We start from the raw sequence: 21,814 nt of genomic DNA on the forward strand, positions 1-21,814 counted from the left end.
GTGACGGTCTACCGGTCGTCGCATCGTCACTCACCCAGGAGAGCACCATGGCCGAGAGCGTCGTCAAGGGTCCCGCCAGCTACTTCCCCTCCATCGAGAAGAAGTACGGGCGGCCCGTCTCCGAGTGGCAGGAGCTCATCCGGTCCTCGCCGCTCACCAAGCACATGGAGCTCGTCGGCTGGCTGAAGGCCGAGTACGGGATGGGTCACGGGCACGCCAACGCGCTCGTGGCCCACTTCCTTGCCGAGGGGAAGTAGCCCGGCGCGCTCACGCCGTCAGTTCGTGGGACGTGCGGGCGTCGACGCGGCTCGTCAGCGCCGCCGTCGCCACCGCCGTCACCGTGCCCGCCACCAGGGCCGTCCACCAGAGGACCGTCGGGCCGACGGTCGTGTACACGGTGACCCCCAGGGTGAGGGCCGCGAAGCGGGCCACTCCCCATGTCCAGCTGAAGGCGCCCTGGTAGCGGCCCCTGGCGTGCGCCGGGGCCAGGTTGGCGACGACGCCGGCGGCGATCCCGGCGACCACGACCTCGCCCAGGGACCAGACCACGACCGACACGGTGTATCCCACGATGCCGTCGGCCAGGCCCGTGAGCGCCACCCCGACGGCGATGAGCGTGCCGCCCGCGCCCTGGACCGCGAGCTGCGGGAACCGGGCGAGCCAGGCGGTCGACAGCGGCTGCAGGGCCACGACCAGGATCGCGTTGACCGCGGCCATCGCTCCGAACACCGCCGGCGAGAGCCCGCTGTCGTGGACCGCGAGCGGCAGGGCGACCTCGGTGAGCGAGTACACGAACAGCTGGACGCCGAGGAGCGGGAGCAGGAGGAGGGCGAGCCGGTCGCGGAGGACCACTCCGTAGCCGAGGCCGTCCTTCCTCCCCTCCGGCTCGCTCGCGGTCGTCGTGCGCTTCGCCTCCGGCAGCCGGACCGCGACGACCAGCGCGTAGGCCAGCATCGAGCCCGCGTCCACCGCGAAGAGCAGCCAGTAGCCGTGCGCCGCCAGGAATCCGCCGAGGACGCCCGCGACGGCGGCGCCGATGTTCACGCCCCAGCCGAAGAGGGCGTACGCGCGCCGGCGGCGTTCGCTGTCGACGGCGTCCGCGAGGAGCGCGAACGCGGCCGGGGACACCGCGCTACCCGCCGCGCTGATCAGCAGCGCCGCCGCTGCCATCGTCCACACACCGGGGGCGAGGAACAGTGCGCCCTGCGCGGCCGAGGCGCCGACCAGGCCGATGAGCATGGTGGGACGGCGGCCCAGGCGGTCGGCGAGGACGCCTCCCACGGCGGGGCCGAGGAGGTTGCCCGCGCCGAGGGCGCCGAGGACGTACGAGGTGTCGGTGCCGGTCACTCCGCGCGAGGCGAGGAAGAAGACCAGGAACGGGGTGACCAGGTAGCCGAGGCGGTTGACGATCGTGCCGGCGAAGATCGTCCAGACGACCGGCGGGAGGTCGCGGAAGGAGGAGGGGATGAGGGACGACGCGGGGCGGGCGGCGGGCGAGGCTGAGGACGGGGTGTCTGAGGGCATGGGAGGAGATTCGCCGAGTGAGGTCAGCTCCTCCATTGATTAAGCTCAGGCCGAATCCAATCCCCTGAGCGGATCGCTTTCCCTCCCATCGGCGCGCACCCCTAGGACATCGCACGTGGAATCCGGGCTCACCTTCTCCGCCGCCGACCTCGCCCAGACGCGCTTCGCGGTCTCCCCCATGTGGGAGGTCGTCACCAGTTTCCGCGTCCTCGCCCGCCGCACCGACTCCGTCCCGCACCAGCGCTGGATCGCCCAGGTCCGGCCCCGGATCGTGCGGGCCGGGCTCGACCGTGGCTGGCTCGCCGCGCTCGTTCCCGCCCAGGGCTACCTCGCCGACTTCCTCAACCCCACTCCCGCCGGGCCCTTCCCCACCCTCGACGCGGAGCTCGACGCCATCCGCCGGACCCCCGCCGAGCGGGTGCGGAACGATCTCGACATGCTGGCGAAGGACACGGAGGGGGAAAGGGAGGGGAAGGGGGAGAGGGAGCGGCGGGCCGGACGGGCGCGGCTTCTGCGCGACGATACCGACGCCGCCCTCCTGAAGGTCGCCGACGAGATCCAGACCTACTGGGAACTCGCCCTCGCCCCCTACTGGGCCCGCATCCAGCAGGTCCTGGAGGCCGATGTCTTCCATCGGGCCCGGCAGGTCGCCGAGCACGGTTCGGCCCGGGTCCTGAGCGAACTCCACGAGACCGTGCGGTGGGACGACGGCACCCTGCGTCTCGTACGGCGCCACTGCTCGCTCAGCCGCGACCAGGTCGGCTCCGGGTTGCTTCTCATTCCGTCCGTCTTCGCGTGGCCCCGCGTCCTCACCCGGTCCGTCCATCCGGATCCGCCTCAACTCGGGTACCCGGCACGGGGTTTCGGGGCCGTATGGGAGCCCCGTACCACTGACGCCATGGAAGCCGTCGCCGCCGTGCTCGGGCGCTCCCGCACCCTGCTCCTCAGCGAACTCGACACCCCCGCCTCCACCACCCGGCTCGCCACGCACTGCGGCCTCTCCGCCGCCGGTGTCTCCCAGCACCTCATCGCCCTGCGGAACGCCGGTCTCGTCACCGCCCACCGCAGCGGACGCTCCGTCCTCTACGCCCGTACCGCCATCGCCGATCGGCTCCTCAACCCGTAATCGGACGAGGGGCCGGGCGATCATGGGGGATGACTTCTTCCTCTCCGTCCGAGCGGTTCGTGGTGCGTGACGGCGTGCGGCTGCGCTGCCACGACTGGGGCGGCTCCGGGACCGATGTGCTCCTGCTCCACGGGCTCGCCGGGCATGCCGGCGAATGGGACGCCCTCGCCCGGCTGCTGCGGGACTCCGGCCACCGCGTCGTCGCGCTCGACCAGCGTGGGCACGGCGGCAGCGAGCGGCGTCCCGGGGACGTCTCGCGCGCCGCGTACGTGGCCGACGCCGTCGCCGTCGTCGGGGGACTGGGCTTGCGGCGGCCCGTGTTGGTCGGCCAGTCGCTCGGCGGGAGCACCGCTCTTCTCACCGCCGCCGCCCACCCCGGGCTGCCGCGCGCCCTCGTCCTCGTCGAGGCCGGGCCCGGCGGGGCGGGCCCCGGTGTCCAGGAGCAGATCGGGGCCTGGCTGCGGGCCTGGCCGGTGCCGTTCCCCTCGCGGGAGGCGGCCGCCACGTACCTCGGCGGCGGCAGGCAGCCCGTAGGGGAGGGCTGGGCCCGTGGGCTGGAGGAGCGTGCCGACGGGCTGTGGCCGCGTTTCGACCCCGACGTCATGGTCCGGTCCCTCGACGAGAACGCCGCCCGGGACTTCTGGGACGAGTGGACCGCCGTCTCCTGCCCCGTCCTCGCGGTCCTCGGCCAGGGCGACCAGGGCGGGATCATCGGCGGCGAGGAGTACGCGGAGATGGTCCGGCTCCGGCCAGGGCTGCGCGGCGCCGGCGTGCCCGGTACCGGGCACGACCTGCACCTTGAACAGCCCGAGGTCCTGCACCGGTTGATCGTCGGATTCCTCGGCGACTCCGGTTCCGCCGACCCGTCCGTCTCCTCTTGCCTTGGAGTGCACTCCAATTCCTAGAGTGCCGCCCATGCGCTATCGGGTACTCGGCGGGACCGGGATCGAAGTCAGTACGTACTGCCTCGGCACGATGATGTTCGGCGCCGTCGGCAATCCGGATCACCAGGACTCCGTACGGATCATCCATGCCGCCCTCGACCAGGGCATCAACTTCGTGGACACCGCCGACATGTACTCGGCCGGCGAGTCCGAGGAGATCGTCGGCAAGGCTCTGCGCGACCCGGTCCGCCGCGAGGCGACCGTGCTCGCCACCAAGGTGTACTTCCCGGTCGGCGGCGAAGGCCCCAACCGGGGCGGCACCTCCCGCCGCTGGATCACCCGGGCCGTCGAGAACAGCCTCAAGCGGCTGGGCACCGACTGGATCGACCTCTACCAGGTCCACCGGCCCGACCACCGCACGGACATCGAGGAGACCCTCGACGTCCTCGGCGACCTCGTCACCCAGGGGAAGATCCGGGCCTTCGGCTGCTCCACCTTCCCCGCCGAGGAGATCGTCGAGTCCCACGGCGTCGCCGAGCGGCGCGGGCTGCGCCGCTTCCGCTCCGAGCAGCCGCCGTACTCGCTGCTCGCGCGGGGCGTGGAGGCCTCCGTCCTGCCGGTCGCACGGCGGTACGGGATGGGCGTGCTGACCTGGAGCCCGCTCGCCTCCGGCTTCCTCACCGGCAAGTACCGCAAGGGGCAGCCGATCGACCTCACCAGCGGGCGGCCCGCGCTCACCCCGCACCGCTTCGACCCCACGCTCCCCGGGAACGCCGCCAAGCTCGACGCGGTCGAGGAGTTCGTCGCGCTCGCGGACGAGATCGGGTGCACCCTGCCCGAACTCGCCATCGCCTTTCCGGCCGCGCACCCGGCGGTGACCTCGGTCATCATCGGGCCCCGGACCATGGAGCAGCTGGAGGGGCTGCTGAAGGGCGCTCCGGTGCTGCTCACGGACGAGATCCTGGACCGGATCGACGCGATCGTGCCGCCGGGGACCAACCTCTACCAGCCGGACGGGGCCTGGCGGCCGTCCTCCCTCACCGAACCGGCCGCGCGCCGACGGCCGTTGGGGGAGCGCGCTGCCTCCTGACCCGGCTCGCCCGGGTGACGGTGAACCGTTCCGGGCGCCCACGCTCATCCGCGACAGTAGGGGGATGAGCGTGAGCAAGAGCATGGGTACGGGTGGGACGAGGACGATCTACGCCGCCGAGCGCCGGGCCCGGCTCGGCGTACGGCACCGGCTGGCCGGCGCCGAGCGGGCCGGGTCCGCCGAGGAGGTCGCGGACGCGCTCGTGGCGCTGCACGGGACGGACCCGGCGAGCGTGTTCCTCGCGGTGGGGGCGCGGCTGACCGGGCGGAACGGCCCCGTCGCGACCGTCGAGCGAGCCCTGTACGAGGAGCGGTCGCTCGTCCGGATGCACGGCATGCGGCACACGCTCTTCGTCTTCCCGTCCGTGCTCGCCCCCGCCGTCCAGGCGTCGACGACCCACCCGGCCGCCGTCCGTGAGCGCGCCGGGCTCCTCTCGCACTTGGCGGCCGGCAGCACGTTCGGCGCCGAGTGGCTGGCGGAGACCGAGCGGCTCGTCCTCGCCGAGCTGGCCGTACGGGGAGAGGCGACCGGCGCGGACCTCGGTACGGCCGTACCGGTGCTGAGGTCGACGTACGTGTACGGGCCGGGTACGCGTCAGGAAGGCGTCCAGTCCGTCGCCAGCCGGGTGCTGCGGGTGCTCGGCATGGAGGGGCGGATCGTACGGGGAAGGCCGCAGGGGACGTGGACGTCCAGCCGCTTCCGCTGGGCGCCCGCCGCTCCCCATCCGACGTGGGATCCGGCGGAGGCGCGGGCCGAGCTGATCCGGCGGTGGCTCGGGGCGTGCGGTCCTGCGACCGAGGCGGACCTGAAGTGGTGGACGGGGTGGAAGGTGACCGACGTGCGCGCGGCGCTGGCCGCCGTCGGGGCGCTGCCGGTGACGCTGGAGGAGGGGACGGGTTTCGTCCTGGCGGACGACCTCGGGCCCGTACCGGAGCCGGAGCCGTGGGCGGCGCTGCTGCCCGCGCTCGACCCGACGCCGATGGGCTGGCAGGCCCGCGACTGGTACCTGGACCCGGAGCACCGGGCGGCTCTGTACGACCGCAGCGGGAACATCGGGCCGACCGTGTGGTGGAACGGCCGGATCGTCGGCGGCTGGGCGCAGCGCCCGGACGGCGGGATCGTCCACCGGCTCCTGACGGACGTGGGCGCGGAGGCGGAGCGGGCCATCGGGGCGGAGGCGGAGCGGCTCGCGGGCTGGGTGGGGGACGTGCGGGTGACGCCCCGCTTCCGTACGCCGCTGGAGCGGGAGCTCGCGGGCCCGGCCTGACCTGCCGGGTGCGGCGGCCGTTGCCAGGAGGGGGCGGGCCGTCGACCTGCCGGGCGTACGGCGGGCCGCAGGGGCTCATTTGCGTACGTACAGGCCCGGCACGCCCAGGTCGGCGAGGCCGTCGAGGACCAGGTCGACGCCGACGGCCGCCAGCAGCAGGCCCAGGAGACGGCCGAGGAGCTCGATCGTGGCGTGATGGGTGCGGCGCAGGATCCGCGCGAGCAGCAGGACGCAGACCACGTCGAGGGCGATGACCGTCACGTACGCGCCGACCACCGTGGAACGCCAGCTGAAGGAGTCGCGGGCGGCGGCCTCGATGAGTACGGCGGTCATCGCGAGGGGGCTCACGACGTACGGCATCAGCAGCTCGCGCACACCGCTGGCCAGGTCCGGGGCGTCCTGGTGGGTGGTGTCGGAACCGAGGTGGAGGCCGAGCACGAGCCCCACGGCGTAGATGAAGAAGATGACACCGCCCGCGAGTTGGAGCGCCGGGGTGCTGATGTGGAAGAGGTCGAGCAGCCAGGGGGCCGTGATGCCGGTGACGAGCCCGACGAGGACGGCGGCGCCGGAGGAGATCAGGGCGATGGTCCGCAGCTGGGCGGCGGGGTGCACCTGGGCGAGGCCGGCGAAGGCGAGGAGGACCTTCGGGGGGCCGACGACGGAGAAGAAGGCGATGAAGGCGGCGGAGAAGCTGAAGGCGTTCACACCGGAATCATGGTGCGGTCGGGTGATTTCTCCCGTTTTTCACGCCGGCGTCCGCGCGGTGTCGAGAACCCGCCCCCCGGCTCCGACTCTTCTGCGAGAGGCAGTACCACCCGCAACCGAGGAGGACGTCATGAAGTACCTGGTGATGGTGCAGGGCGCGCAGGCCGACTACGAGGCCATGACGGGCCGCCCCACCGCGAGCAGCCCCGCCTGGAACAAGGCGGACCTCACCGCGATGTTCGACCACATGAACACGCTCAACGAGGAACTGACGGCATCCGGCGAGATGCTCGACGGCCAGGGCCTCGCCGCTCCCGGCACGACCCGGTTCGTGACGGTGGACGGCGACGGCAAGCCGGTCGTCACGGACGGCCCGTACGCGGAGACCAAGGAGGTCATCGCCGGTTACTGGGTCCTCGACTGCGCCTCCCTCGACCGCGTGACGGAGATCGCCGCCCGGGTGGCCCGCTGCCCGCAGCCGGCCGGAGCCCCGGAGTACCCGGTCGTCATCCGCCCGATCGACGAGAACGGCCCCAGCCAGGACTGAGGGGGCGGGGGACGGAAGGGAAGGGGAGAGACGGAAGCTCTCTCCCCACCCTCTTCCGAGTCGATTCGTCAGTGCATGCCGTGCGGGCCTCCCGTCAGGTGGGGGCGGCCACGGGGGATGAGGAGGGGTGCGGCGAGGGCGGTGGTCGTCGCTGCCGCCGTGCAGAGGGTGAAGGCGGTCGTGAAGCCGCTCGGGGTGGGCGCCGTGGCGCCCAGGGCGACCGTGGAGACGACCGCGACGCCGATGGAGCCGCCCAGTTCGTGGAAGGTGTTCACGATGCCCGACGCGAGGCCCGCCTCGTGCGGGGTGATCAGGCCCAGGGCCGTCGTCGTCGCCGTGACGAAGACCGCGCCGAGGCCCAGGGACGCCGTCGCGAGGGCCGGCAGGAGAGTGGTCCAGGGACCCGAGTCGGGGCTCAGGAGCGCGAGTGGCAGGCAGCCGAGGGCCGCGACCGCCATGCCTCCCGTCGCGCAGGCGCGGGGGCCGGCCGTCGCCACCAGGCGTGAGCCGAGGTGGGCGCCGATCGCCGTGGTGAGGGCGACCGGGAGGAAGAGGAGGCCGGTGCGGAGGGCGTCGAGGCCGTGGACGTGCTGGAGCCGCATCGAGCCGAGGAAGAAGAACGAGATCAGCAGCGCCGTCGCGACCAGCATGAGGAACGAGCCCGCCACGACCGGCCGCCGGGTGAGCATCCGGAGGTCCATCAGCGGGGTACGGCTCCTCCGCTCGGCCGCCGCGAAGACTCCGTAGAGGGCGAACGCGCCTAGGAGCGGGAGGAGGGTCGCGGCCGATGTCCAGCCGGAGTCGCCCGCCCGGACCAGGCCGTAGATCAGTGCGCCGGTCGCGCTCGTGACGAGGAGGGCGCCGGGGATGTCGAGGCCGCCCGCCCTTCGCTTCCCCATGGTGGTCCTCGGGACGGTTCTCGGCAGCATGGCGAGCAGGGTCACGCCCACCGGCACGTTCACGTAGAAGATCCAGGGCCAGCCCGGGCCGGCCGTGAGGGCGCCGCCCAGGAGGACGCCGACGGCTGAGCCCGTACCGCCGATGGCCGCCCAGACGCCCAGGGCCTTCGGTCGTTCGCGGCCGTGGAACAGGGTGGCGACCAGGGCGAGTGCCGCCGGGGAGAGGAGTGCGGCGCCGACTCCCTGGGCGACGCGGCCGGCGAGCAGGACGGTGGCGTTCGGCGCCAGGCCGCAGGCCAGGGACGCGGCCGTGAACAGAGTGAGGCCGGTGAGGAGTACGCGGCGGGCGCCGAGGGCGTCGGCGAGCCGCCCGCCGAGCAGCATGAGCCCGCCGAAGCAGAGGGTGTAGGCGGTCACGACCCAGGTCAGGGCGGTGCGATCGAGGTCGAGGTCGGCCGCGAGGGCGGGCAGAGCGACGTTCACGACCGTCACGTCGAGGATCAGCATGAACTGGGCCGCGCAGATCATCGCGAGGGCCGTCCAGCGGCGGGGGTCGGGGGGCGGGACGGGATGCGGGGTGGAGGCTGGGCCCGGGTCGTGGCCCGGGTCGTGGCCCGGGTCGTGGGCAGGGTCGTGGGCAGGGGAGGGCGCGGGAGAGTGGGTGGGCATAACTGAACTGTACGGGTCAGTTCAGTTGAACTCAAGAGTACAGTTGCGTTGGTAGGGTGGATCCATGGACGACAAGGCCGCCGAACCCACCGAACCCGCCCCCGTCGGCCCTTCCGGCCCCTCCGGCCCCCGCGCCGCCCGCAAGCGTCAGGCCGTCGTGCGGGCCGCCCGCGACCTCTTCCTGCGCGAGGGCTTCGGCGTCGGCATGGACGCCATCGCCGCCGAGGCGGGCGTCTCCAAGGTGACCGTCTACAACCACTTCGGCAGCAAGGAAGCCCTCTTCACCGCCGTCGTCGCCGGCGCCCTCGACGAGCCCCTGGCCGACGGCGGACCCGCCGGAGGACCCGACCTCGCGCGGCTCGTCGCGGCCGAGGGGCCCGACGAACTCAAGGCCGCGCTCACCGAGGCCGGCCGCGCCTGGGGCCGGGCCGTGCGCTGCGACGCCGAGGGCCGTGCCCTGCGCACCCTCGTCGCCACCGAACTCCACCGCTTCCCCGAACTGGGCCGCGCCTGGCACGCGCACGGCCCCGCCGGCCACCACCCCGCCGTCGCCGACGCCCTGCGCACGCTCGCGGACCGGGGCAGCCTCGACATCCCCGACCTGGAGGTCGCCGTCCTCCAGCTCTACTCGCTGCTCGTCTTCCCGCAGATGGTGTTCGAGCAGTACGGGACGGAGCTCGCCGAGGAGCTGGGCGAGCGGCTCGTCGTCGACGGGGTCGAGATGTTCCTCCGCCGCTACTCGCCCGCCCCCGCGCCCTGACGGAGCCGGGCCAGGGTCGCGTCCAGGGCGTCGACCGCGCCCGCACTCCCCCGGTTGTACGGGAGCTTGCCGAGCATCAGGGCCATGCCGCAGGTGTTGGTGAGCGCCGAGAAGACGAGCCCGCCCGCGACGCCCGCCGAGAGCAGCTGGAACGCCGGGTGGACGAGGAGCCCGAGGGCGAGCCCGAGGAGGACGAGCGAACCGGCGACCAGCCGGACCTGCCGGTCCATCGCCCAGACCGGCTTCGCCGGGGCGCCCGCCGGGCGTTCCAGACCGTGACCGCGGGCGGCCCAGCCGCTCGTACCGCCGTCGAGGTCGTGGACGGTGACGCCGTGGGCCGCGAGCCGGGCGCAGGCGGTGGCCGAACGGCCGCCGGACTGGCAGACGACGAGCAGCCCGCCACGGGCCGCCGCCTCCCGGAGCACGGGGACGGCCTGGTCGAGCCGGTCGAGCGGGACGTTGAGGGCGCCGGGCACGTGCCCGGAGGCGTACTCGCCGGGCGTGCGCACGTCGACGACGGTCAGTTCGGACAGCCGGACGTGGGCCTGGTCGGGGTCGAGCAGGAGGGGTGCGTTCATGGCAGGTGTCATCCTTGGTCTTCGACGGGCCCCGTGCTGAAGAGTAAGTTACCCCCTGGGGTATCTGTGGAGGAGTGACTGTGGAACTCGATCTCGCGGGAGCGGAGCTCAAGGCGGTACTGAACCGGCTGCGCCGGGCCCAGGGCCAGATCGCCGGAGTGATCCGGATGATCGAGGAGGGGCGCGACTGCGAGGAGGTCGTGACCCAGCTCGCCGCCGCCTCGCGCGCCCTCGACCGGGCGGGATTCGCGATCATCGCGACCGGCCTCCAGCAGTGCCTGACCGGCATCGAGGAGGGCCAGGAGAACGGCGAGGACCGCGACGCGATGCGCGCGCGCCTGGAGAAGCTGTTCCTGTCGCTGGCATAGCGGCGCCCCCGGGGGTGTCCCCCGAGGGTGGCGCCCCGGGACACCCCTGGGCAGTGATCAGGCCTGGTCAGGCGCTGTCCGCGAGACCCTTCAGCCGCCGCGCGATCTTCGTGAGGCGGGCGCCCTGGTAGCGGGCGGCCTGGAGGACGTTCTCCCCCGGGGCGCCGTTGGCGGCCGGGTGCGCGGTGCCGTACGGGTTGCCGCCGGCCGCGTACACCGCCGGGTCCGTGAAGCCGGGCGAGACGATCACCGAGCCCCAGTGGTGGAAGGTGTTGTAGAGCGCGAGCAGCGTCGACTCGTTGCCGCCGTGCGGGTTGTGCGCGCTGGTGAAGGCGGTCGCGGGCTTGTCGGCCATGACGCCCCGCTGCCACAGCCCGCCCGTGGTGTCGATGTACTGCTTCAGCTGCGCCGCCACGTTGCCGAACCGGGTCGGGGAGCCGAGTGCGTACGCGTCCGCCCACTCCAGGTCTTCGAGCGTCGCGGTCCCGATCTCGCCCGTGGCGTCCACGTGCGCCCGCCAGGCCGGGTTCGCGTCGATGGCGCCGTCGGGGGCGAGTTCGGGCACCCGGCGCAGGCGCACCTCGGCGCCGGCCTTCTCGGCGCCCTCGGCGACGGCCTGGGCGAGCTGATGGACGGCGCCGGTGGCCGAGTAGTAGATGACGGCGACCTTGACGGACATGGCGGACTCTCCTCAACCGGATTACTTTCCGTTTCCCGTGGACGGCTTCACGCTAAACGGATTGCTATCCGTTTTGCAAGGGGGGCGGGTATGCTCGCATCAGAGACCGCCCGGAGCGGGAACGACCGGAGCGCGCGCTGTACGAGCGAGAGCGGCCCGAACGGGGAGACGGGACGCGCACCGAGGGCAGAGGAGCCGACAGATGAGCACGGAGAACCCGCAGGCCGGAGGCGCGGCGGCGGCGCCGCTGCCCGGGCTGCTCCCCACCGTCGGCGCCCCCGCCCCCGAGCGCGCCGACGCGGCCCGCAACCGGCGGAAGATCCTCGACGCGGCCGCCCGGATCGTCGCGGAGGACGGCCCCGACGCCGTCACCATGAACCAGGTCGCCCACGCCAGCGGCATCGGCGTCGGCACCGTCTACCGCCGCTTCGGCGACGTCTCCCAGCTCCTGTGGGCGCTCCTCGACGACCGCGAGCGCCAGTTCCAGGAGGCGTACATGAGCGGGCCGCCGCCGCTGGGGCCCGGCGCCCCCGCCGCCGAGCGGATCGACGCCTTCCTCGACGCGCTCGTCGACCGGGTCGGCGAACAGCGCGAGATCCTGCTCGCCGCCCACTCCGCCGCGCCCCGCGCCCGCTATCACAGCGGCGCGTACCGGGTGATGCACACGCACGTGGCCCTGCTGATCGGCCGGCTCAGGCCCGGCTCGGACAGCACGCTCCTGGCCCATCTGCTGCTCGCGCCCTTCTCCCCCGACGTCGTGCACCACCTGACGGTCGAACAGGAACTGTCGGCGGACCGCCTGAAGGCGGGCGTACGGGAACTGCTCCGGCTGCGGGCCTGAGGCGGCGCGGCCCCACGGGCGCGCCCCGAGGGACGCCAGGGGGCGTGCCCCCACGGGCCGCCCCCTGGCGTCCCTCGCCCCGTCCACCCGTCCACCCGTCCACCCGTCCACCCGTCCACCCGTCCACCCGTCCACCCGTCGGAACGATCTGGACCGCGCCGCCCGGTGGAGCACAGGATCGCGCCATGACCAGTGATTCCAAGACCTTTCTGATCCTGCACGGTTACCAGAACCACCGGCCGGCCGGGCACTGGCAGCACTGGCTCGCCGGGCGGTTGCGGGAGCGGGGGCACGACGTGCGGTATCCGCAGCTGCCCGAGGCCGACGCGCCGGTGCTCGGGGAGTGGCTCGCGGCCCTTGAGGAGCACGGGGAGCGGCCGGCCGAGGGGGAGTTCGTGGTCCTCGCGCACAGTCTGTCCGTGCTGCTGTGGCTGCGGGCCGGCGAGCGCCGGCCCGACGCCGACCGGGTGCTGCTCGTCGCTCCGCCGTCGCCCCCCGTGACCGCGTCGATCTCCGGGATCGCCGAGTTCGCGGACGGGCTCGACCTGACGCAGGAGGGGCTCGACGCACGGCTCGTGTACGGCGACGGCGACCCGTACTGCCCCGAGGGCGCCGACCTGCACTACGGCGTCCCGCTCGGCCTCGACCTGGACCACGTACCGGGCGGCGAGCACCTCAACCCCGACTCGGGGTACGGGGAGTGGGCCTCGGTCCTGGAGTGGTGCGAGGACCCGACCGTACGGATCAAGGGCCGCTAGGGGGTGTCCTGGACCGGTCACCGGCCGGGCGGAAACCACCCCGCCGCCCGCGCGCCGGTCGGTAGGCTCCGGCGGATGTACCCGGAGACCGCACCGCACGACCAGGGCCTGCTCGACGTGGACGACGGCAACCTTGTCCACTGGGAGGTCTCCGGCAACCCGGCGGGCCGGGCAGCGCTCGTCGTCCACGGCGGGCCGGGTTCCGGGTCGTCCCCGCGCAGCCGGCGGTTCTTCGACCCGGAGGCGTACCGGCTCGTCCTCTTCGACCAGCGCGGCTGCGGCCGCTCCACCCCGCACGCGAGCGATCCGGCCGCCGACATGGCGGTGAACACCACCGCGCACCTGGTCGCCGACATGGAGCGGCTGCGCGAGCACCTCGGGATCGACCGCTGGCTGCTGTTCGGCGGCTCCTGGGGATCGACCCTGATCCTGGCGTACGCCGAGGCCCATCCCGAGCGCGTCTCCGCCATCGTGCTCGCCGGGGTGACCACCACCCGCCGCTCCGAGATCCAGTGGCTGTACGAGGGGGTCGGCCGGATCTTCCCCGAGGCCCACGAGCGCTTCCGGGCGGGGGCGGACCGCCCGACGGGCGCCCCGGCCGCCGAGCTCGTCGCCGCCTACGCGGCCCTCATGAACCATTCCGACCCGGCCGTCCGGCGCAAGGCCGCCGCCGACTGGTGCGCCTGGGAGGACGCCGTGCTCTCCCTGGAGGGCATGGGCACCCCGTACACCGACCGTGTCGACGACGCCCGGCTCGGCTTCGTCCGGATCTGCTCGCACTTCTTCGCGCACGGCGCCTGGCTGGAGGAGGGGGCGCTGCTCCGGGACGCCCACCGGCTCGCCGGCATCCCCGGCGTCCTCGTCCACGGACGCGCCGACCTCGCGGGCCCCCTCACCACCGCCTGGGAGCTGGCGCGGGCCTGGTCCGGCGCGGAGCTGCGGGTGGTCGAGGGCGCCGGTCACCTGGGCGGCGAGGAGACCAAGACGCATCTTCTGACGGCCCTGGACGGCTTCGCGAAGGGGTGAGTCCACCGGGCGGGCGGTCCGCCCCGGCGGGATGATCGGAGGCATGAGTCCCGAGATCCATCTCGCCCAGCAGCCGGAGGCCGACGCCCTCCTCGGCCGGTCCCCGCTCGCCGCGCTCGTCGGCATGCTCCTGGACCAGCAGGTCCCGATGGAGTGGGCCTTCTCCGGGCCGTACACCATCGCCACCCGGCTCGGCGCGGACGATCTCGACGCGCACGAGATCGCCGCCCGGGACCCGGAGGAGTTCGCCGCCCTGCTCTCCGAGAAGCCGGCCGTGCACCGCTACCCGGGGTCGATGGCGCAGCGCGTGCAGCAGCTGTGCCGGTTCCTCGTCGAGGAGTACGGGGGCGACGCCGAGGCCGTCTGGGCCGACGCGGCCACGGGGAAGGAGCTGCTCGCGCGGCTCCAGGCGCTGCCCGGCTTCGGTAAGCAGAAGGCGCAGATCTTCCTGGCGCTGCTCGGCAAGCGGTACGGGGTGCGGCCCACCGGCTGGCGGGAGGCGGCGGGGCCGTACGGCGAGCAGGGCTCGTACCGCTCGGCGGCAGACATCACCGGGCCGGAGTCGCTGGCGAAGGTGCGTGCGCACAAGCAGGAGATGAAGGCGGCCGCGAAGGCCGAGAAGGCCTCGAAGGCGGAGAGCACGACGAAGGCGGAGAGCCCCGCGAAGGCGGAGAGCCCCGCGAAAGCCACGAAAGGCACCAAGCGCCTCTAATCCTGCGGGAATTGCTAATTCCACATTCCAATCCTGTTCCTTGCGAGAGGAATTGTGGAGAAGGTGTTCACAGAACGCCCGGCGGATCGCTAACTTCCCCTCAACCTCGTCCGTAACGGGAAGGACTTCTGTGAACGCTACCCAGCGCCGAGCCGCGGCCATTCTGGCCGCCGCCGCCCTCGCCACCCCGCTGGTCCTCTCCTCCCCGGCCACCGCCGGGCAGGACCCCACGGCCGCACCCGCCCGCGATGCCGCCAAGCTGGCGAAGAAGCTGGTCCGCGAAACGTCCGCACAGGACGCGTACAAGCACCTGCAGAAGTTCCAGGCGATATCCGACTCGGCCGGCGGCAACCGCGCCGCCGGAACGCTCGGCCACGACGCCTCGGCCGCGTACGTGTACACACAGCTCAAGAAGGCTGGCTACGACGTCTCGTACGAGAAGTTCGACTTCATCTACACGGAGACGCTCACCGAGAAGGCGTCCGTCGTCGGCACCACGCCCCAGCCGCTCGACATCAGGGCGATGACGTACACCACGTCCACCCCCGTCGGCGGCATCACCGCCGCCCTCGTGGCCGTGCCCGTCGACGCCGACGGCACCACCGGCTGCGAGCCGGGCGACTACGCCTCCGGCACCTTCACCGGAAAGATCGCGCTGATCAAGCGCGGCGGCTGCTCCTTCGCGATCAAGCAGCAGCAGGCCGCCGCGGCCGGCGCCGCCGCCGCCGTCATCTACAACAACGTCGCCGGCGTCCTCGCCGGCACCCTCAGCGAGCCGGGCGCCGGCAAGATCCCGACCGGCGGCATCAGCCAGGCCGAGGGCGACCGGCTCGCCGCCGACCTCGCCAACGGCCCGGTCTCGCTCGACCTGGAGATCCGCCAGCTCCAGGAGAAGCGCGTCACCAACAACGTCATCGCGGAGACGAAGGGCGGCAACGCCGCCAACACCGTGATGCTCGGCTCGCACCTCGACTCCGTCACCGCCGGCCCCGGCATCAACGACAACGGCTCCGGCTCCGCCGGTCTCCTCCAGGCCGCCCTGGAGCTCGCCCAGTCGAAGGACAAGGTCCGCAACAAGGTCCGCTTCGCCTGGTGGTCGGCGGAGGAGGTCGGCCTCCTCGGCTCCAAGCACTACGTGAACAACCTGACGGCGCTCGACAAGAAGGAGATCAAGCTCTACCTCAACTTCGACATGATCGCCTCGCCGAACTACGGCCTGTTCGTGTACGACGGCGACAACTCGGACGGCGTCGGCGCGGACCCGGGCCCGGAGGGCTCGGCCCAGCTGGAGCGTGACATCACCGACTTCATGGACCGTCGCGGAGTGCCGCACGAGGGCACCGACTTCACCGGCCGCTCCGACTACGGCCCGTTCATCGCGGTCGGCATCCCCTCCGGCGGCACCTTCACCGGCGCCGAGGGCGTCAAGACCACCGCCCAGGCCGCCAAGTACGGCGGCGAGGCGGGTGTCGCGTACGACGTGAACTACCACGCCGCGGGCGACGACCTCAGCAACGTCAACATGACGGCCTTCGACGTGAACATCGACGTCATCGCCAACGCCGTGGGCACCTACGCCCACGACATCTCCTCGCTCCGCAAGCCGGTCGTCTCCGTCCCGACCGAGGGCGACGCGGGCAGCGGCGGCGGCCTGCACGACGACCACCACGAAGTCACCGAGTAACAGCCTCGGCGTCTGTCCGCGTAACGGCTCACCGCCGCCGGCGGCGGGCCGTTCCGAAGACCGAGCGGCTGATCTCCCGGCCCAGCTGGGTGCCGATCGAACGGGCCAGGGACTTGAAGATCCCGCTGCCCACCACTTGTTCGGCCAGCGAGGGCTCCTCCTTCTCCCGGGGAGCCCTCGCCCCCTTCCGCGCCTCGGCGGCGTCCTTCGCGGCTTCCTTCGCGGCCTTGTTCTCGGCCTTGTTCTCGGCTTTCTTCTCGGCCTCGTTCGCCGCCGCCTCCAGCGCCGCCGCCTCCGCCGCCCGCTGCTCGGCCGTCAGCCTCTCGTACGCCGACTCCCGGTCCACCGCCTCCGCGTACCGCCCGTGCAGCGGCGAACCCTGCACCGCCGCGTCCAGGGCCGCGGCGTCGATCGGTGCCATCAGCGACTCGGGCGCCCGCAGCCGGGTCGCCGCCACCGGGGTCGGGGCGCCCCTGTCGCTCAGTACGGTGACCACGGCCTCGCCCGTACCGAGGCCCGTGAGCACCTCCTCCAGGTCGTACGGCGACTTCGGGAACGTCCTCACGGTCGCCCTGAGGGCCTTCGCGTCGTCCGGGGTGAAGGCGCGCAGCGCGTGCTGCACCCGGTTGCCGAGCTGGGCGAGCACGTCGGAGGGAACGTCCTTCGGGGTCTGCGTAACGAAGAACACGCCGATCCCCTTCGAGCGGATCAGCCGCACCGTCTGGGTGATCGACTCAAGGAACGCCTTCGACGCCCCGTCGAAGAGCAGATGCGCCTCGTCGAAGAAGAAGACCAGCTTCGGCTTCTCCAGGTCGCCGACCTCCGGAAGGTCGTGGAAGAGGTCCGCGAGCATCCACATCAGGAAGGTCGAGAAGAGCTGCGGCTTGTCCCGCACGGCCGGCAGCTCAAGCACCGAGACGATGCCGCGCCCGTCCGCCGCCGTCCGCAGGAACTCCGACGTGTCGAACTCCGGCTCCCCGAAGAACCCTCCCGCGCCCTGCTGCTCGAAGGCCGTGAGCGCCCGCAGGATCACCCCGGCCGTCACCGTCGAAAGACCGCCGATCCCCTTCAGCTCGGCCTTCCCGGTGTCCGAGACCAGGAAGGCCACCACCGCCCGCAGGTCCTTGAGGTCCACGAGCTCCAGGCCCTTGGAGTCCGCGTAGTGGAAGACCAGGCCGAGCGACTGCTCCTGCGTCTGGTTGAGCCGGAGCACCTTGGAGAGGAGTACGGGGCCGAAACCGGTCACCGTGGCGCGCACCGGGATGCCGGGGCCGGTGCCGCCGAGACCGTAGAACTCGCAGGGGAAGCCCTTCGCCTCCCAGGTCTGCCCGACCTGCGCGGCCCGCTCCCTGACCTTCTCGCCGTCCTCGCCGGGGGCCGAGACGCCGGAGACGTCGCCCTTGATGTCGGCGAGGAAGACCGGCACCCCGTGCGCCGACAGCTGCTCGGCGATCAGCTGGAGCGTCTTCGTCTTGCCGGTGCCCGTCGCTCCGGCCACCAGGCCGTGGCGGTTGAGGACGGACAGCGGGATCCGGACCGGCGCGTCCGGGTGACACACGCCGTCCCAGAGCAGGGCCCCCAGTTCGAGTGCTTCACCGTCGAAGGCGTATCCGGCGGCGATCTCGGCGGCGGGGGCGGCCAGAGCGTTCCGCGGCTGGTCACTCACGCTCATGACGGCACCCCGATCTCCCTTATGTCACGGTTCGCACCAGCATCCCACCGTCCTCGCGTGGCTGCGCCGGTAGCCGCTCGCCCGGTAGGCTTTCCGTGTGATCTTCAAGCGCATCGGAAACGGAAAGCCGTATCCCGACCACGGCCGGGAAAGCACCCGGCAGTGGGCGGACGTCGCCCCGCGCCCGGTCCGCCTCGATCAGCTGGTCACCACCAAGGGCCAGCTGGACCTGGAGACGCTCCTCGCCGAGGACTCCACGTTCTACGGCGACCTCTTCGCGCACGTCGTGAAGTGGCAGGGCGATCTCTACCTCGAGGACGGACTGCACCGCGCCGTCCGCGCGGCACTCCAGCAGCGCCAGGTGCTGCACGCCCGCGTCCTGGAAATGGACTGAGCGGCGCCCGACCGGCACCGCTCCCACTGACCCTTTCGGGGTCAGTTCGCCCCCATCCGGACGCGATCACATGATCATCAAGTAGGCATCGCCGACGGGCGGCATTACGCTGCGTTCATGAGCATGCTCACTCCCCCCGGAATGGGCGGAAAGTACCGCATCACGGGGGACGTCTACCCGCGCATGCGCCGCCCCCATCGCCGGCGCAGGATCGTCCTCGCGGCAGGTGCCGCCGTGATCGTGCTCGGCGCCGCCGGCTGGGGCACGCTCCAGCTCGTCGACGTCTTCTCCGGCGAAGAGGGGAAGAAGACCACAGCCGGGAAGCAGACCGACTGCAAACCCGTCGCCAGGGCGACCACCGCGCCCGCCGTGGCCCTCCCCAAGCCCGGCCAGATCACGGTCAACGTCTACAACGCGACCCCGCGCAGCGGTCTCGCCAAGACGACCGCGGACGAGCTCAGGAAGCGCGGCTTCAAGATCGGCAAGGTGGGCAACGCGCCCACGGCCTACGACAAGAAGGTCCCCGGCGCCGGCCTGCTCCTCGGCGCCACGACCGCCGCCAAGGGCGCCTTCCCGGTCCTCGGCACCCAGCTCAAGGGCGCCACGACCAAGACGGACACGCGGGGCACGGCGGACGTGGACCTGATCATCGGGACCGCCTTCAAGAACCTGGCCCCGAAAGCGACGGCGGACGCGGCCCTGGTCGCCCTGACCAAGCCCGCGCCCGTACCGACCGGAAAGTGCTGAGGAGCTACTCGGCGGAGCCGGCGTGACTTCTACTCGGCGGAGCCGGCGTGACTTCTACTCGGCGGAGCCGTACATGCGGTCGCCCGCGTCGCCCAGGCCCGGGACGATGTAGCCGTTCTCGTTGAGGCGCTCGTCGACCGAGGCCGTCACGACGGTGACCGGCGTGCCCGCGAGCTCCCGCTCCATGACCTCGACGCCCTCCGGGGCGGCGAGGAGCACGACCGCGGTCACGTCGTCCGCGCCGCGCTTGATGAGCTCCTGGATCGCCGCGACCAGCGTGCCGCCCGTCGCCAGCATCGGGTCCAGGACGTACACCTGGCGGCCCGAGAGGTCCTCCGGCATCCGCGTGGCGTAGGTCGACGCCTCCAGCGTCTCCTCGTTGCGGATCATGCCGAGGAAGCCGACCTCGGCGGTCGGGAGCAGCCGGACCATGCCGTCGAGCATGCCGAGGCCGGCACGCAGGATCGGGACCACCAGCGGGCGCGGGTGCGACAGCTTGACGCCGCTGGTGGGCGTGACGGGGGTCTCGATGTCGACCTGCTCGGTGCGGACGTCCCTGGTGGCCTCGTAGGCGAGCAGGGTGACCAGTTCGTCGGCGAGCCGACGGAAGGTCGCGGAGTCCGTGCGCTTGTCGCGCAGAGTGGTGAGCTTGTGGGCGACCAGCGGGTGATCGACGACGTGGAGACGCATGACTCAACAGTAGCCCGCCGCGCACTGGCATCGACCCACGCCGCTGGGGGAAGGTGGGTGGCACGGGGACCCAGCGATGGGGTGGAGTGTCCGATGCCCGACCTTGCAGAGAAGCGCGGCGAGCCCCCCGAGGAGCCTCGCCCGGAGACCGACGCGGAGCGCCGCAGGCGCCGCGCCCAGTTCCTTCGCGAACTGAACGAGGCGAAGGCGCTGCGCGAGCGCGTGCAGCCGAGACGCGCGCGCGCCGCCCGGATGCGTCAGCAGATGCGGATGCGCACCTTCCGGTGGTGAGGCCCGCCGGGCCGCCACGCCCGCCCTTCTCACCTCTCCCGCCACGCCCGCCCTTGCGGCCTCCCGCCCCGCCCGCCCTTGCGGCCTCCCGCCCCGCCCGCCCTTCCCGTCTCTCCCGCCTCTCCCGGCTCTCCGCTGGTGAGCGGCCCCGGCCCCGGCCCGCTGTGCGCCCCCTGCGCGCGCCGGGGTCGTACGCCCACCCGATCGCGGGGTCGTTCAGACTGATGCACGACGCAAGAGCAGAAGACCTCTCCTGCGGGCGTCGTTTCTGTCACGATGCCGATTGGGCGGGCATCAGGAGCGCGCCGCCGGAACGTCACACCTCTGATCAGTGGGAGAGAGTCAGGTGTACTTCGCCGCACTGCTCGCGCGCACCGAAGACGGGTGGGAAGCGAGCGACACGGAGCTCGACGACGTGGAGACCCTGTCGGATCTGACCGAGCTTGCCCGCGAGGCCTCGGACGACGACACGGTGATCGTCTTCATCGAGCAGGAGGACGCGTGGTTCGGGATCGTACGGATCGAGGGTGAGGAAGACCCTCGTATCTACGTCTCGGACGGCGCAGCCGCCGCCCGTTCCTCGTACGGGGAGATCCTCACCCGGGAGATCCTCGGCGACGACCTGGACGACATCATCGACGAGCTCGAGTCGCTGGACCTGGACGGTACGGAGGACGGGGAGCCGCTCGACGGCGTCCCGGACGACGACGAGGAGACGAGCGTGGCCGCCGAGGCCGTGCCGGCCGCTCCGGTCGGCGACCGGCTGATCCTGGCGGACCTGGGCATGCCCCCGGCCGACCTGCTCGCGCTGGAGAGCGACGCGCTCGCGGAGATCGCGGACGCGCTGGGCGCGGCCGAGGTCCTGGAGGCCGTCCGCTAGTGGCACACGCGGTACCCGGCCCCGATCCGACGAACGGGCCGCCGGACGGGCCGACGAGCAGTCCGCTCGGCGGCCCGCCGGTGGCCGCCGATCCCGTCCGGGACCCCTGGCGGGACGCCATGCGGCTCGCTCTCGCCGAGGCCGACGCGGCCGTGCCGGCCGGTGACGTACCGGTCGGCGCGGTCGTGCTCGCCCCGGACGGCTCGGTGCTCGCCCGCGCGCACAACGAGCGGGAGGCGGTCGGCGACCCCACGGCGCACGCCGAGGTCCTCGCCCTCCGCCGGGCGGCCGCCGCGACCGGGGAGTGGCGCCTGACGGGGTGCACGCTCGTCGTGACCCTGGAGCCGTGCGTGATGTGCGCGGGCGCGCTCGTGCAGTCGCGGGTCGAGCGGGTGGTGTTCGGCGCCGTGGACGAGAAGGCGGGCGCGGCCGGTTCGCTGTGGGACCTCGTACGGGACCGCCGGCTCAACCACCGTCCCGAGGTGATCCACGGTGTGCTCGGCGATGAGTGCGCGGAGCAGCTGACGGCCTTCTTCCGCACCCGCTGAACCCCCTCCTGACCTCCTCGGGGATACGGATTTCATCGCGGCGGCACTTTCGGCTAAGCTCTCTCTCGGTAGCGTGTCCGAGCGGCCGAAGGAGCTCGCCTCGAAAGCGAGTGTGGCGCAAGTCACCGAGGGTTCAAATCCCTCCGCTACCGCTTCGATCGAAGGGCCTGGTGCATCAGCACCGGGCCCTTCGGCGTATCTCAGGACAGCGCGTATCCGGTAGGCCTGGGGGCTCCGTAGGACAGCGCGTATCCGGTAGGCCTGGGGGCTCCGTAGGACAGCGCGTATCCGTAGGCCGGGGGGAGCGGCATCGGGGGGACAAGCCGCTCCCCCCGATGAGAACCGGTCCCACCAGTCCTGCGCCGCAGTCGGGGGAAGCGCGCGGCGCGGACCCCGCAGTGCGGGCCGGTTCCAGGGAGCCCTGCCGATTCCTGCCAGATCCGCCGGGCTCGACATCCATCCTGCTCGCCCGTCA

At 72.6% G+C, this 21,814-nt stretch carries 25 protein-coding genes and 1 tRNA gene; 19 read left to right on the top strand and 7 right to left on the bottom strand.

What is annotated here, in order from left to right:
- Positions 1 to 47 precede the first annotated feature (47 nt).
- Positions 48 to 257: a DUF4287 domain-containing protein gene (locus ACIA8N_RS17745; RefSeq protein ID WP_365776434.1), complete on the top strand. Its 210-nt coding sequence runs from the start codon at positions 48 to 50 to the stop codon at positions 255 to 257.
- A 10-nt stretch (positions 258 to 267) separates the two neighbouring features.
- Here the strand turns inward: ACIA8N_RS17745 and ACIA8N_RS17750 are convergent, their stop codons facing one another.
- Complete coding sequence (locus tag ACIA8N_RS17750; RefSeq protein WP_365776436.1) at positions 268 to 1,524, bottom strand: MFS transporter; 1,257 nt, start codon at positions 1,522 to 1,524, stop codon at positions 268 to 270.
- 115 nt (positions 1,525 to 1,639) lie between these two features.
- Between ACIA8N_RS17750 and ACIA8N_RS17755 the strand changes: the two genes are divergently transcribed.
- The 4 genes from ACIA8N_RS17755 to ACIA8N_RS17770 all read left to right on the top strand — a co-directional run bounded on the left by ACIA8N_RS17755 (position 1,640) and on the right by ACIA8N_RS17770 (position 5,891).
- Positions 1,640 to 2,650 (top strand): DUF5937 family protein, encoded by a 1,011-nt coding sequence (locus tag ACIA8N_RS17755; protein WP_365776438.1) that lies wholly within the window; start codon positions 1,640 to 1,642, stop codon positions 2,648 to 2,650.
- Positions 2,651 to 2,679: 29 nt separating this feature from the next.
- A complete protein-coding gene (locus ACIA8N_RS17760) occupies positions 2,680 to 3,555 on the top strand; it encodes an alpha/beta hydrolase (protein WP_365776440.1) in 876 nt (291 codons plus the stop codon).
- Between the two features lie 10 nt (positions 3,556 to 3,565).
- Positions 3,566 to 4,624, top strand: a complete 1,059-nt coding sequence (locus ACIA8N_RS17765) for an aldo/keto reductase (RefSeq protein ID WP_365776442.1) — start codon at positions 3,566 to 3,568, stop codon at positions 4,622 to 4,624.
- Positions 4,625 to 4,688: 64 nt separating this feature from the next.
- Positions 4,689 to 5,891 (top strand): winged helix DNA-binding domain-containing protein, encoded by a 1,203-nt coding sequence (locus tag ACIA8N_RS17770; RefSeq protein ID WP_365776444.1) that lies wholly within the window; start codon positions 4,689 to 4,691, stop codon positions 5,889 to 5,891.
- 75 nt (positions 5,892 to 5,966) lie between these two features.
- On the opposite strand, the gene ACIA8N_RS17775 is transcribed toward ACIA8N_RS17770, so the two are convergent.
- Positions 5,967 to 6,596, bottom strand: a complete 630-nt coding sequence (locus ACIA8N_RS17775; protein WP_365776446.1) for a MarC family protein — start codon at positions 6,594 to 6,596, stop codon at positions 5,967 to 5,969.
- Between the two features lie 130 nt (positions 6,597 to 6,726).
- Here ACIA8N_RS17775 and ACIA8N_RS17780 point away from each other — a divergent pair, with 130 nt between their 5' ends.
- Entirely contained in the window at positions 6,727 to 7,143 is a 417-nt protein-coding gene (locus ACIA8N_RS17780; protein WP_365776448.1) for a YciI family protein, read from the top strand.
- Positions 7,144 to 7,211: 68 nt separating this feature from the next.
- On the opposite strand, the gene ACIA8N_RS17785 is transcribed toward ACIA8N_RS17780, so the two are convergent.
- A complete protein-coding gene (locus tag ACIA8N_RS17785; RefSeq protein ID WP_365776450.1) occupies positions 7,212 to 8,711 on the bottom strand; it encodes an MFS transporter in 1,500 nt (499 codons plus the stop codon).
- A gap of 64 nt (positions 8,712 to 8,775) precedes the next feature.
- On the opposite strand from ACIA8N_RS17785, the gene ACIA8N_RS17790 reads away from it, so the two are divergent.
- The gene (locus tag ACIA8N_RS17790; RefSeq protein WP_365776452.1) at positions 8,776 to 9,471 is read left to right on the top strand and encodes a TetR/AcrR family transcriptional regulator; all 696 of its coding nucleotides are present in this window, start codon (positions 8,776 to 8,778) and stop codon (positions 9,469 to 9,471) included.
- Here the strand turns inward: ACIA8N_RS17790 and ACIA8N_RS17795 are convergent.
- Positions 9,447 to 10,049 (bottom strand): rhodanese-like domain-containing protein, encoded by a 603-nt coding sequence (locus ACIA8N_RS17795; protein WP_365776454.1) that lies wholly within the window; start codon positions 10,047 to 10,049, stop codon positions 9,447 to 9,449. The genes ACIA8N_RS17790 and ACIA8N_RS17795 overlap by 25 nt on opposite strands.
- Positions 10,050 to 10,129: 80 nt before the next feature.
- Here ACIA8N_RS17795 and ACIA8N_RS17800 point away from each other — a divergent pair, with 80 nt between their 5' ends.
- The gene (locus tag ACIA8N_RS17800; RefSeq protein ID WP_365776456.1) at positions 10,130 to 10,417 is read left to right on the top strand and encodes a metal-sensitive transcriptional regulator; all 288 of its coding nucleotides are present in this window, start codon (positions 10,130 to 10,132) and stop codon (positions 10,415 to 10,417) included.
- Between the two features lie 67 nt (positions 10,418 to 10,484).
- Here ACIA8N_RS17800 and wrbA read toward each other — a convergent pair whose 3' ends face one another.
- Positions 10,485 to 11,096, bottom strand: coding sequence for an NAD(P)H:quinone oxidoreductase (wrbA, locus tag ACIA8N_RS17805; protein ID WP_365776458.1), 612 nt, complete (start codon positions 11,094 to 11,096; stop codon positions 10,485 to 10,487).
- 202 nt (positions 11,097 to 11,298) lie between these two features.
- Here wrbA and ACIA8N_RS17810 point away from each other — a divergent pair, with 202 nt between their 5' ends.
- The 5 genes from ACIA8N_RS17810 (at position 11,299) to ACIA8N_RS17830 (ending at position 16,117) form a co-directional block, all read left to right on the top strand.
- On the top strand, positions 11,299 to 11,937 hold the full coding sequence (locus ACIA8N_RS17810) for a TetR/AcrR family transcriptional regulator (RefSeq protein ID WP_365776460.1): 639 nt from the start codon (positions 11,299 to 11,301) through the stop codon (positions 11,935 to 11,937).
- Positions 11,938 to 12,122: 185 nt separating this feature from the next.
- Entirely contained in the window at positions 12,123 to 12,695 is a 573-nt protein-coding gene (locus ACIA8N_RS17815) for an alpha/beta hydrolase (protein WP_365776462.1), read from the top strand.
- Between the two features lie 75 nt (positions 12,696 to 12,770).
- Positions 12,771 to 13,721 carry a prolyl aminopeptidase gene (gene pip, locus ACIA8N_RS17820; protein ID WP_365776464.1) on the top strand — a complete coding sequence of 317 codons (951 nt, stop codon included), beginning with the start codon at positions 12,771 to 12,773 and terminating at the stop codon, positions 13,719 to 13,721.
- A 43-nt stretch (positions 13,722 to 13,764) separates the two neighbouring features.
- Entirely contained in the window at positions 13,765 to 14,433 is a 669-nt protein-coding gene (locus tag ACIA8N_RS17825) for an HhH-GPD-type base excision DNA repair protein (RefSeq protein WP_365776466.1), read from the top strand.
- A gap of 130 nt (positions 14,434 to 14,563) precedes the next feature.
- A complete protein-coding gene (locus ACIA8N_RS17830) occupies positions 14,564 to 16,117 on the top strand; it encodes a M28 family metallopeptidase (protein ID WP_365776468.1) in 1,554 nt (517 codons plus the stop codon).
- A 28-nt stretch (positions 16,118 to 16,145) separates the two neighbouring features.
- Here ACIA8N_RS17830 and ACIA8N_RS17835 read toward each other — a convergent pair whose 3' ends face one another.
- On the bottom strand, positions 16,146 to 17,789 hold the full coding sequence (locus ACIA8N_RS17835) for a helicase HerA-like domain-containing protein (RefSeq protein ID WP_365776470.1): 1,644 nt from the start codon (positions 17,787 to 17,789) through the stop codon (positions 16,146 to 16,148).
- 97 nt (positions 17,790 to 17,886) lie between these two features.
- Between ACIA8N_RS17835 and ACIA8N_RS17840 the strand changes: the two genes are divergently transcribed.
- Together ACIA8N_RS17840 and ACIA8N_RS17845 are read left to right on the top strand one after the other, a co-directional pair.
- Positions 17,887 to 18,183: a type II toxin-antitoxin system VapB family antitoxin gene (locus ACIA8N_RS17840; RefSeq protein WP_015034993.1), complete on the top strand. Its 297-nt coding sequence runs from the start codon at positions 17,887 to 17,889 to the stop codon at positions 18,181 to 18,183.
- 117 nt (positions 18,184 to 18,300) lie between these two features.
- Positions 18,301 to 18,930, top strand: coding sequence for a LytR C-terminal domain-containing protein (locus ACIA8N_RS17845; protein WP_365776473.1), 630 nt, complete (start codon positions 18,301 to 18,303; stop codon positions 18,928 to 18,930).
- A 54-nt stretch (positions 18,931 to 18,984) separates the two neighbouring features.
- Here the strand turns inward: ACIA8N_RS17845 and upp are convergent, their stop codons facing one another.
- Positions 18,985 to 19,620, bottom strand: a complete 636-nt coding sequence (gene upp / locus ACIA8N_RS17850) for a uracil phosphoribosyltransferase (protein ID WP_365776475.1) — start codon at positions 19,618 to 19,620, stop codon at positions 18,985 to 18,987.
- A 93-nt stretch (positions 19,621 to 19,713) separates the two neighbouring features.
- Between upp and ACIA8N_RS17855 the strand changes: the two genes are divergently transcribed.
- From ACIA8N_RS17855 to ACIA8N_RS17870, 4 genes are all read left to right on the top strand, one after another.
- Positions 19,714 to 19,911 carry a hypothetical protein gene (locus ACIA8N_RS17855; protein WP_365776477.1) on the top strand — a complete coding sequence of 66 codons (198 nt, stop codon included), beginning with the start codon at positions 19,714 to 19,716 and terminating at the stop codon, positions 19,909 to 19,911.
- Positions 19,912 to 20,257: 346 nt separating this feature from the next.
- Positions 20,258 to 20,791 (top strand): hypothetical protein, encoded by a 534-nt coding sequence (locus tag ACIA8N_RS17860; RefSeq protein WP_365776479.1) that lies wholly within the window; start codon positions 20,258 to 20,260, stop codon positions 20,789 to 20,791.
- Positions 20,792 to 20,910: 119 nt separating this feature from the next.
- The gene (gene tadA / locus ACIA8N_RS17865) at positions 20,911 to 21,339 is read left to right on the top strand and encodes a tRNA adenosine(34) deaminase TadA (protein ID WP_365777607.1); all 429 of its coding nucleotides are present in this window, start codon (positions 20,911 to 20,913) and stop codon (positions 21,337 to 21,339) included.
- Positions 21,340 to 21,406: 67 nt separating this feature from the next.
- Positions 21,407 to 21,491: transfer RNA gene (locus tag ACIA8N_RS17870), tRNA-Ser, on the top strand.
- Positions 21,492 to 21,814: the final 323 nt, after the last annotated feature.

It is taken from the genome of Streptomyces sp. NPDC051822 (genome assembly GCF_044452745.1).
Taxonomy (GTDB): Bacteria; Actinomycetota; Actinomycetes; order Streptomycetales; family Streptomycetaceae; genus Streptomyces.